At 71.2% G+C, this 10,887-nt stretch carries 7 protein-coding genes; all 7 read left to right on the top strand.

The features are described from left to right. Positions 1–25 precede the first annotated feature (25 nt). A complete protein-coding gene (locus ACWCSD_RS04930; protein WP_387661177.1) occupies positions 26–718 on the top strand; it encodes an alpha/beta fold hydrolase in 693 nt (230 codons plus the stop codon). Between the two features lie 96 nt (positions 719–814). After that, the gene (locus tag ACWCSD_RS04935; protein ID WP_387661179.1) at positions 815–1,651 is read left to right on the top strand and encodes an alpha/beta fold hydrolase; all 837 of its coding nucleotides are present in this window, start codon (positions 815–817) and stop codon (positions 1,649–1,651) included. Between the two features lie 73 nt (positions 1,652–1,724). Continuing rightward, positions 1,725–2,705 (top strand): RNA polymerase sigma factor, encoded by a 981-nt coding sequence (locus ACWCSD_RS04940; RefSeq protein WP_449913139.1) that lies wholly within the window; start codon positions 1,725–1,727, stop codon positions 2,703–2,705. A gap of 88 nt (positions 2,706–2,793) precedes the next feature. Beyond that, positions 2,794–3,696 (top strand): alpha/beta fold hydrolase, encoded by a 903-nt coding sequence (locus ACWCSD_RS04945; protein ID WP_449913141.1) that lies wholly within the window; start codon positions 2,794–2,796, stop codon positions 3,694–3,696. Between the two features lie 14 nt (positions 3,697–3,710). After that, the gene (locus tag ACWCSD_RS04950; RefSeq protein WP_449913143.1) at positions 3,711–6,497 is read left to right on the top strand and encodes an ATP-binding protein; all 2,787 of its coding nucleotides are present in this window, start codon (positions 3,711–3,713) and stop codon (positions 6,495–6,497) included. A 96-nt stretch (positions 6,498–6,593) separates the two neighbouring features. Continuing rightward, the gene (locus ACWCSD_RS04955; protein WP_449913144.1) at positions 6,594–9,377 is read left to right on the top strand and encodes an ATP-binding protein; all 2,784 of its coding nucleotides are present in this window, start codon (positions 6,594–6,596) and stop codon (positions 9,375–9,377) included. A gap of 90 nt (positions 9,378–9,467) precedes the next feature. Then, the coding region (locus tag ACWCSD_RS04960; protein WP_449913145.1) for an AAA family ATPase at positions 9,468–10,887 on the top strand (1,420 nt) is incomplete at its 3' end.

Raw genomic sequence — 10,887 nt, forward strand, 5'->3', positions numbered from 1 at the left:
ATCCCGGGGGATCGGAGGCAGTGTCGTGAGCGAAGTGAAGAACATCGTGCTGGTGCACGGTGGTTTCGTCGACGGATCAGGCTGGCAGGGGGTGTACGAACACCTGACCGCCGATGGCTACCGGGTGTATGTCGTGCAGAACCCCACCCTGTCCCTGGCCGACGACGTGGCCGTCACCCAGCGGACCCTGGACGCTCTGGACGGACCGGCCGTGCTGGTCGGGCACTCCTACGGTGGTGTCGTGATCACCGAGGCCGGCACCCACCCGAACGTCGCCGCCCTGGCCTACATTGCGGCATTCGCGCCGGACAAGGGCGAGTCGGTGAACACCTTGATCGCCGACCCTCCGCCCGGTGCGCCGGTGCCGCCGATCCTGCCGCCGCAGGACGGCTTCCTGTTCCTGGACAGGGAGAAGTTCGCCGGGTCGTTCGCCGCGGACGTCCCGGACAGCCTGGCGGCGTTCATGGCCGACTCGCAGGTGCCGTGGGGCGTGGACGCGCTCGCGGGCGCGGTGTCGGAGCCGGCCTGGCGGATCAAGCCGTCGTGGTACCTGGTCGCCGCGGATGACCGGATGATCCCGCCGCCCGCCCAGCGGGCGATGTCGGAGAGGGCCGGGTCGACGGTCACCGAGGTGGCGGGCAGCCACGCGGTCTACGTGTCCAACCCCGCCGCCGTCGCGGCCGTCATCGCTCAGGCCGCGACCAGCATCACAGTCTGAGCCCGCCGTTTCCTCCGGCACCACCCGATTGCCCGTCCTGCCTGCTGGCTCCAGGCGGGACGGGATCACGCAATTCCCCTTGCAAGGAGTCCCGTCATGCTTTCTCGTCTCTTGTTCACCCGTCGCCGGATTCTCGCGTCCGGGGCCGCGGTGACCACCGCGGCGGCGCTCCTCGCGCTGCCCGCTTCGACCGCGTCGGCCACCGGCAACACGAAGGTGAAGCCGACCGTCGTGCTCGTCCATGGCGGCTTCGCCGACGCGTCCGGCTGGAACGGCGTCATCGACCGGCTCCGCAAGGACGGCTACACGAAGATCATCGCTCCGGCGAATCCGCTGCGTGGCCTCCCGACGGACGCGCCGTACCTCGCGTCCGTCCTGAAGTCGATCGAGGGGCCGATCGTGCTGGTCGGTCACTCGTACGGCGGGGCGGTCATCACCAACGCCGCCGCCGGGAACAGCGCGGTCAAGGCGCTGGTCTTTGTCGCGGCGTTCGCGCCGGACGAGGGGGAGCAGCTCGGAGACCTGCTCGGGAAGTTCCCCGGCAGCCTGATCGGCGACTCCGTCCAGGGGGTTCCCTATCCGCTCGCCGACGGCGGGGCCGGTGTCGACCTGTACCTGCGGGCCGACAAGTTCCGGGCCGCGTTCGCCGCCGATCTGCCCAAGGCCACCACCGACCTGATGCAGATCACGCAGCGGCCGTTCGCCCAGCAGGCCCTCACCGACGTCACCACGGCCGCCGCCTGGCGGACGATCCCGTCGTGGGCGATCGTCGCGACCGAGGACAAGGCGATCCCGCCCGCGCTGGAGCGCTGGTTCTACAAGCGCGCCAAGTCTCACGTCATCGAGGTCAAGGGCGCCTCGCACGTCCCGATGATGAGCCACCCCGACATCACCGCGAAGCAGATCGAAGCCGCGGCCAAGGCGACGGACTGATCGACGGCTGCGGGCCTCGCGCCGGAGCGGGGCCCGCCTCCGGGAGCGGGACAGGAACGCGAGGATGTCGAACATGACGGACCTTCGAGAGCGTGACGCGGCGCTGGTACTGGCCGCCCAGGCCGGAGAGGCCGCCGCGGTGGGTGTGCTCCTGGATCGGCACCGGGCGGGCATGCGGGCGGTGGCGTTGAGTCTTCTGGGGTCAGGTCCCGACGCTGAGGACGTGGTGCAGGACGCGGCGCTCACCGCGTTGCGGCGGATCGGGGACATCCGTGACCCGGAGGCGGTGGGCCCCTGGTTGCGGATGATCGTGCGGAACCGGTGCCGCGGCCTGCTGCGCGAGGCGCGGCGGGTCGAGCCCGTGGCTGAGCCGCCGTTGGCGGGCCACGACGCCGATCTGGGCCGGGCGTTGGACGACCACGCCACGCGGACCTGGGTGTGGGAGGCGATCGAGGCGCTCTCTCCCACGTTGCGGCTGCCGCTGATCCTGCGTCACTTCAGCGAGGGCGTGACCGGTTATGAGGCCATCGCCCAGGTGTGCGGCGTGCCGGTGGGCACGGTACGCAGCCGGCTGAGCCAAGCCCGCGCCAAGCTCCTCGACGCTCTCGCCGGCACGGCGCAGAGCGCGTACAGCGGTCTTCGATCACGGACGGAGGCGAGCTGGGCGGAGGCGCGCGACACCCTGACCGCCGCAGAGAGCGGGCGGTTCGGCGCGCTCCTGCGAGGTGAGTGGTCCGCCGAGGTCGCTCTGATGAGTGGAGCCGCGCGGATCGGGGGTGCTGCGCTGCTGGAACGGGCGATGGACCGCGACCTGTCCGCCGGGGTGCGGCAACGGCCGGTCAACGTGGCCGCGTGCCGGACGCTGGCGGTCTGGGAGATGGTCATCGACAATCCTGCGGACGATCCCGCGCACTGCCCGCCGTCGGTCGCCTGGATCATGCACCTGGACGGCGGCAGAGTGACTCAGCTGCGGCTGCACCACCCGCGCCCGCTCCGGCCCGCGGCCGTTCCCGCGGAGCTCCTGGGCATCTGGCCCCATGAGGAGCGAGTGTGATGTAGATCACCTCCTGCCGATCGAACTTTGAGGTCGCGCCGACATCTTGCCGGTGTCCCTGCCCCCAGATTTCGAGTCGGGAGTCCTGATGACCGCATCCACCCCAGAGCCTCTGTCCCAGGGCCTCCACTCCTTCACGGCCGAAGGCCTGACGGTCGCCTTCCACGTGCACGGCACCGGCCCGATCTGCGTGGCGCATCCGGGAGGGCCCGGCTTCACGTGGGACTACCTGCGGATGCCGGAGCTGGAGAGACACCTGACCATGGTCTACCTGGAGCCGATCGGCACCGGGCGATCGGACCGGCTGCCCGCCCACCCGCACGGCTACACCCGCGACCGCTATTCGACCGTCCTCGAACGCCTCCTCCGCCACCTCGGCCGCGGCCCGGTCCACCTGCTCGGCCACTCCCACGGCGGCTTCGTCGCCCAGTACCACGCCGTCCACCGGCCCGGCGGCCTCGCCGGGATCGTCCTGTACGAGAGCGCTCCGTCAGCGGGCTCGGAGCACTTCGCCGAGGCTGACCGGAGTCTGCGCGCGCTCCTCGCCGAGCGTCCCGACGCCCGCCCGGAGATTTTGGACGTCTGGGAGTCGGTCCCCACGATCGGTGACGACGCGGCCTTCACCCATGCCGCGCGTGCGCTGTTTCCCGCCTACGTCGCCGACCACCGTGCCCGGGAGGAGGAGTACCGGCCGTTCCGGGACGCGATCACCGGCACCTACATCTCCGGGCTGGACACCGACCAGCGGCCTGAACCGTTCGACGACCGACACGACCTGAAGAGTGTCACGATCCCGGCGCTCGTCATCGTCGGAGCCCACGACTTCATCTGCGGTCCCCGCTGGGCGGCCGAGCTCCACCGGCTCCTCCCGGACTCCCGGCTCCTCACCCTCCACGGCAGTGGCCATTTCGGCCATATCGAGGAACCGGCCGCTTTCGCCGAAGGTGTCGTCTCCTTCGTGACCGGAGGCTGGACAGGTTTCAGCCGATGACGGAAGGTCGCAAGATGGACAGGTTCGGCGCGGGGCAGGATCGGGCCGCCGCAGGGCCGAGGCCGCTGGTCGGCCGAGCGGCTGAGACCCGCCGGCTGGAGGAGTTGATCGCGGGAATCGGCAATCAAGCAGGGAGCGCGCTGCTGCTGGCAGGCGATCCCGGTGTGGGAAAGACAGCGCTGCTGGATCATGCCGCCGCTCACGCGGACGAGGCCGGCGGCAGGGTGCTGCGGGCGGCCGGCTCGCAGTTCGAGGTCGAGATCTCCTACGCCGCTCTGAACCAGCTCCTGCACCCGTGTCTCGACGAGCTTGTCCGGCTGAGCCCCCTGTTCGGCGACGCCCTCAACATCGCGCTCGGACTGGCCGCCGGGCCGGCCCCGGCCCAGCTCCTCGTGGCCAACGCCGTCCTGGCTCTGCTGGACCAGGCGTCCGCGCGACGTCCGCTGTTGATCATCATCGATGATCTGCCGTGGCTGGACCGGGCGAGTGCCAGCGTGCTCGGCATGGTAGCCCGCCGTCTGGCAGGACAGCGGGTGGGCATGGTCGCGGCTCACCGTACAGGCGAAGCCCACTTCTTCGACCAGGGCGACCTCCCCATCCTCCTGGTGGAGCCGCTGTCGGACGAGGCCGCGGCGGAGCTGCTGGCCGACCGCTACCCGGTGATGACGCCCCGCGTGCGGCGCCGCCTGCTGGAGGCGGCCCTGGGTAACCCGCTGGCCCTGCTCGAACTCCCCGTCTCCCTCGGCGACCTCACTCACGCCGTCGCGGGAACCCTCCCCACCGCGCTCCCGCTGAGCAGGCGCCTCCAGGACGTCTTCGCCTCCCGGGTCCTGGCGCTTCCGGCGCAGGCCTTCGACCTCCTCCTCATGGCGGCACTGGACGGAACCGGCGACCTGCGACTGATCCGCGCGATCGCCGCGGCCCGGTCCGAGGACGGCCTGGGCCCGGCAGAACGCGCCGGACTCGTCCACGCCGACGAACCGACCGGCCGGCTCACCTTCCGCCACCCCCTCCTCCAATCGGCCGTCGTCGACCTGTCGACCAGCGAGCAGCGCCGTCTCGCCCACGCCGAACTCGCCGTCCGCCTCGCCGACCGGCCCGAACGGCACGCCTGGCACCTGTCCGAGGCCGCCCAGGAGCCCGACGAGAAGGTGGCCGCCCTCCTCAAACGGGTCGCCATCGCCAGCCTGCGGCGCGGCGATTCCGTCGGCGCCGTCACCCAGTTGCTGCGCTCCGCCGACCTCAGCCCTGTCGGCAAGGGCCGAAGCGGACGCCTGGCCGAAGCGGCCTATCTCGGCATCATCGTCACCGGCGACCTCCACGACGCCCCCCGCCTCCTCGACCAGGCCCGCCAAGCCCAGCCGGGCCCGGACGACATGCTCTCGGTCGCGGGCGCCCGCGCCTACCAGCTCCTGCACGGGGACGGCGACGTCGACACCGCCCACCGCCTCCTCACCACCGCCGTCAGCGAACACCTCGACCCCTGCCGAGGAGATGACATCGTCGTCATCGAGGTGCTCTACACCCTGCTCATGGTCTGCTTCTTCGGCGGTCGAGCCGAGCTGTGGCCGCCCCTCATCGAGGCCGTCGACCGGCTTCGGCCGCGCCCGCCCGAACTTCTGGCGATCCTCTCTCGCACCTTCAGCGACCCCGCCCGCCTCACCTCGGACTTCCTCGACCGCGCCGACGCCGCCGTCGAGAGCCTCGACCACGAAGTCAGCCACGCCCGCATCATCCGCACCGGCACCGCCGTCGCCTACCTCGACCGGCTGTCGGCCTGCCGCGAACCGCTCCAGCGCGTCATCCAGCACGGCCGCGAGGGCGGAGCCGTCACCTCGGCCATCGAAGCACTCTTCCTCCTCGGGCAGGACGCCTTCCACACCGGCCGCTGGGACGAGGCCCAGCAGCACATCAACGAAGGACTCAAACTCTGCGACACCCACGGTTATGGCCTGCTGACCTGGCCCGGCCGACTCATCGACGCCCTCCTGGCCGCCGCCCGCGGCGACTTCCAGCGCGCCGCCGACACCGCGGATCACATGGACGCCTGGGCCGGGCCCCGCCGCGCCGGAATCATCGGCGCCTACGCCTCCCACATCCGTGGCCTGACCGCCCTCGGCCAAGGCGACTTCGACGCCGCCTTCCATCACGCCGCAGCCATCAGCCCGCCCGGCACCCTCAGCCCCTACAACCCACACGCCCTCTGGGTACTCGGCGACCTCGTCGAAGCCGCCCTCCACAGCGGACGTCCCGGCCAAGCCGCGGCGCACATCGCCGCAGCCCATGAACTCGACCTCGGCCGGCTGTCCCCACGGCTCCGCCTGGTCATCCTCGCCGGTGCGGCCATCACCGACGCCGACCCCGACACCGCGGCCCTCGAAACCGCCATCACCGACCCAGGGAACGATCGCTGGCCCTTCGACCTCGCCCGTGTCCAACTCGGCTACGGCACCCACCTGCGCCGCGCGAAGCGCGCCGTCGACGCCCGCCGCCACCTCACCGCGGCCACCCAGGCCTTCCGCCGTCTCGGCGCCACTCCCTGGGCGAACCGAGCCGATCGCGAGCTCCGCGCCACCGGCGCCACCGTCCCCAAGAACGCCACCGGCCTGGCTGCCCTCACTCCGCAGCAGCACCAGATCGCCCTGCTCGCCGCCGCCGGCCACAGCAACAAGGAGATCGCCGCCCGCCTCTTCCTGTCCCCACGCACCGTCTCGACCCACCTCTACCAGGTCTTCCCCAAACTCGGCATCACCTCCCGAGCCGCCCTCCGCGACGCCCTCACCGACACGGCAGACGAATGACCAGGCGCCGCGAAGTCATGCCGTGAAGGACGAGCCCCTCGGACCGCCCGATCCCACCCGTGGTGCGACGGTCCGGAGGCCGGTAGCGTGCCGGCTGTGACGCTCGCCGGAGGGAATGCGGACCGGTCGTATGGGGACGGCACCTTGCTGGGCCGCGAGCACGAACTGAAGGTCGTCGGGGAGTTCGTACGGCGAGTCGCGGCGAACGGCGATGCCCTCGTGCTCTACGGCGAGGCGGGTGTAGGCAAGACCGCGCTGCTGGAAGCCGCCGAAGAGGCGGCCGTGACGCGAGGGATCCCGGTCATCCGGACCGCCGGAGTCGAAGGTGACACGGATCTGGCCTATGCGGCCCTGCATCGCCTGCTGACGCCGTTCCTCCCACGGCTTGATGAGTTGAGCCCTGCCCAGCGCGGCACGCTGGCCACAGCGCTTGGACTCGACGACGGGCCGCCTCCCGACCGGCTGGCCGTGTCCAACGCCGTGCTGTCACTGCTCATGCTCGCCCGAGGAGAGGGCACACTCCTGGTCATCGTGGACGACCTGCCGTGGCTGGACCGCATGAGCGCGGCCGTCCTGGCGTTCGTCGCGCGGCGTCTCGACGGACCCCGGATCGGCCTTCTCGCGGCCTTCCGCACAGGCGAGTCGAGCTTCTTCGACGGCGGCGGGGTCACGACCCTCGAAGTGATGCCGATCGGCCGGGCCGCCGCGGCCGACCTGATCGATCAGCGGTTCCCCGGACTGGCACCGCGCGTTCGCCAGCAAGTGTTGGAGGAAGCGGCGGGAAATCCACTGGCGCTGCTCGAGCTGCCCGCGCGCGTCGTGGATCGGCGCCATGAACGCCCGACGGCCCCGATACCGACGCTGAGCCAGCGGCTGGAGCACCTCTTCGCGGCCAGGGTAGATCCGCTCCCCGCCGCGACCAGAAACGCCCTGCTCCTCGCGGCGCTCGACGCGACCGGTGACTTGGGCATCCTCGTCGCGGCCTTCGGAGCGGGCGCCATCGACGATCTCGCCCCCGCGGAGCGCGCCCAACTGATCCGGGTGGAGGCCGAGCGTGGCCGCCTCACGTTCCGGCATCCGCTGATGCGATCCGCGGTGATCGCGATGTCCACTGACCGGGAGCGGCGCGGCCTGCACGCGGCGATCGCGACCCAGATGCCGGACCAGCCGGACCGGCGTGCCTGGCATCTGGCCGAGGCGGCCGAGGCTCCGGACGAGTCGATCGCGGCGCTCCTGGAACAGACCGCCGACCGGGCCCTGCGTCGAGGCGACGCCGTCGGTGCGGTCTCCGCCTTGCTCCGCGCGGCGGATCTCGCCCCCTCGGGCGCGGATCGCGGTCGCAGACTGGCGCGTGCTGCCTATGTCGGGGCAGAGATGACGGGCGACATCGCCAGCGTGCCCCGCCTACTGGCCGACGCCCAGGATGCCGACCCCGGCGGCGCCGCCACGCTGGCGGCGGCCGTCGCGACGGCCGCGTACCTGATGAACAGTGAGGGAGACGTCGACGCCGCGCACAGGATGGTCCTCGGCGCCATCGCTATCCGCGAGATCCTGGACGGCGATGATCACGGGCTGATCGAAGCGTTGTGGTTCTTCATCGCCATCTGTGTCTTCAGCGGCCGGGCCGAGCTGTGGCAGCCGCTCGACCACCTGCTGAAGCGCTTCAAGCCGCCGCCTCCGCGCTACCTGATCGTGCTGGCCAAGACGTTCGGCGATCCCGCCCATCAGGCGTTGCCGGTGCTCGACGAACTCGACGACCTGATCAGCGGGTTGAACCAGGAGCCAGATACAGCCTACGTGGCCAGGGTCGTCGTGGCCGGAGCCTACGTGGACCGGCCGCGTTCCTGCCGCGGGCCCATGCGGAAGGTCATCGAGCACGGCAGGGAAGGCGGTGCGATCACCTCACAGCTCCAGACCCAGGTCGTCCTGGCCAACGACGACTTCTTCGCCGGCCTGTGGAACGAATCACTGGAGTTGTGCGAGGAGGGCGTGCGGCTCTGTGACGAGCACGGCTACGCGCTCTTCCGATGGCTGTTCGTCCACCAGGATGCGGTGATCGCCGCCGCGCAGGGCCGTTTCGACCACGCCCAGGCCGCCGCCGAGGCGATGACCCGCTGGGCCGCGCCGCGCGGGGTCGGACTCCTGCTCGCCTACGCTCACGGCATCGACGCCCTCCGTGAGCTGGGCAGAGGAAGGTACCAACAGGCCTTCGCCCACGCATCCGCGATCAGTCCCGCCGGGACACTGCGGCCCTACGTCCCCTACACCCTGTGGACCGCTCTCGATCTGGTCGAGGCGGCGGAGCGGTCCGGCTCACTCACCGAGGCCGCCCGGCATGTCGCCGCCCTCCAAGAACTGGACATCCCCGCGTTCTCCCCACGCCTGGCGCTCGTCACCTCGGGAGCCGCGGGCATGGTGGCCCGCGAGAGCCGGTTCGCCGAACATTTCGAAGAAGCGCTCGCCGTCGCCGGAGCGGAGCAGTGGCCCTTCGAGCAGGCCCGGATCCAGCTGTCCTACGGACGACGCCTCCGCAACAGCCGCGCCACCGTGGAGGCGCGCAGGCAGCTGAGCGATGCCTTCGACGGCTTCCAACGGCTGGGTGCCGCGCCGTGGTCCGCCCTGGCGGGCAGGGAACTGCGGGCGGTCGGCGGCACGCCAGGGAGGTTCGACGCCGGCGGCCCCGACGCGCTGACACCGCAGCAGCGGGAGATCGCGATGCTGGCGGCAGCGGGTCTGACGAACAAACAGATCGCCGAGCGGCTTCTCTTGTCGCCCCGCACGGTCAGCACGCACCTCTACCAGATCTATCCCAAGCTCGGCGTGACGACCAGAGCCGGACTGCGGGACGCGCTGAACGGGGACGAACCCCGGACAGGGTGAGGCATGCCTACCGCGATCTGCGTCATTTGACGGAATCGGCGGGGTCGCCGTCGGGCCTACCCTGGCGACAGGGCGCGGGAGGAGGCGAGCGTGCTGTACGGCCGGGACGGCGATCTGTCTGCCATCGGCGGATTCGTCGAGGCCGCCGCCGACCAGGGCGGCGCATCCCTCATGATCACCGGAGAGACGGGAGTCGGCAAGAGCGCGGTCCTGCACGCCGCGGCGACCCGAGCGGCGGCCGGCGGATTCCGAGTTCTCCGGGCCTGCGGAACGCCCTTCGAAGGGGACCTGCCCTTCGCGGGGCTCCATCAGCTTCTCCATTCCCTGCTCGACGAACTCACCCGCCTTCCCGAGCGGCACCAGGGCGCTCTCACGACCGCCTTGGGCCTGGCCTCCGGGCCGGCGCCGCGGCAGCGCGCCATCGCCGACGCCACCCTGGCCATGCTCCGGCACGCCTCGCGCCCCCGGCCCCTCTTGCTGGCGATTGACGACCTTCCTTGGCTGGACTCCGGAAGCGCCATGGTGCTGCGCTCGCTCGATCTGGCGGGCACCCGGATCGGGATGCTGGCCGTCACGAGGGACACTCACCAACCGAGAGCTCCGCGCGTCCACGACCTCGCCCCGTTGGACGACCAGTCGGCCTCCGCGCTGCTTACGGACCGCTTCCCCGACCTGCCCTCCCCGGTGCGCCGACGCCTTCTGGCCGAGGCCCGCGGCAACCCCTTGATCCTCTGGGAACTGCCGACCGCCCTCTCCGCGGACCAGATCTCCGGATACGCACCGCTGCCCCGCTTCCTTCCCCTCAGCCAGCGCCTCCAGGCGATCTTCGCTTCCAGAGTCGCCGACCTCCCTCAGACCAGTCGACAAATACTGCTGTTGGCGGCCCTGGACGGCAGCGGAGAAATCGCGGCATTTCAGTCGCTGCTACCCGGCCAAGTGGTGACCGAAGCCCTGCGGGACGCGCGCGAAGCCGGACTGATCAACCTGGATCCAGCGACGGTGCGCCTGACCTTCCGCCATCCGCTCATCCGCTCCGCCGTCCTGGAGCTGTCCACGGCCGCAGAACAACGCAAAGCTCACGAGATGCTCGCCACTCGGCCCGACGGAGACGAGGACCGCCGCATCTGGCATTTCGCGGAAGCGGCGATCGAGCCGAACGAGCACGTCGCCTCCCTGCTGGAACGGCTGGCCCACCGGACACGAGAACGTGGCGACCTCACCGGTGCCGTCGCCGCGCTCACCCGGGCCGCGACTCTCAGCCCGGACCGTCGCGACCGCAGCCGCAGAGCAGCCGAAGCCGCCTATCTCGGCACCGACGCCACGGGAAACCTCCGCGACGCGCCCCGCCTCCTGGAACACCTGCCGGCCAGCGGCACCGACGCCGCCTCGTTGATGACCGCGATCGCGACGGCCCAGCACCTCCTGTTCAGCGGCATCGGCGACGTCGACGGGGCGCACGGGCCGCTGGCCAAGGCCGTCGACGCCGGGCTGACCCAGCCGGACATACCGC

The organism is Nonomuraea sp. NPDC001684 (assembly GCF_053596515.1).

Bases quoted from the DNA above. Each gene is read 5' to 3' on its own strand.
- ACWCSD_RS04945 (WP_449913141.1), top strand. From the start codon at position 2,794: ATGACCGCATCCACCCCAGAGCCTCTGTCCCAGGGCCTCCACTCCTTC.
- ACWCSD_RS04935 (WP_387661179.1), top strand. From the start codon at position 815: ATGCTTTCTCGTCTCTTGTTCACCCGTCGCCGGATTCTCGCGTCCGGG.
- ACWCSD_RS04950 (WP_449913143.1), top strand. From the start codon at position 3,711: ATGGACAGGTTCGGCGCGGGGCAGGATCGGGCCGCCGCAGGGCCGAGG.
- ACWCSD_RS04940 (WP_449913139.1), top strand. From the start codon at position 1,725: ATGACGGACCTTCGAGAGCGTGACGCGGCGCTGGTACTGGCCGCCCAG.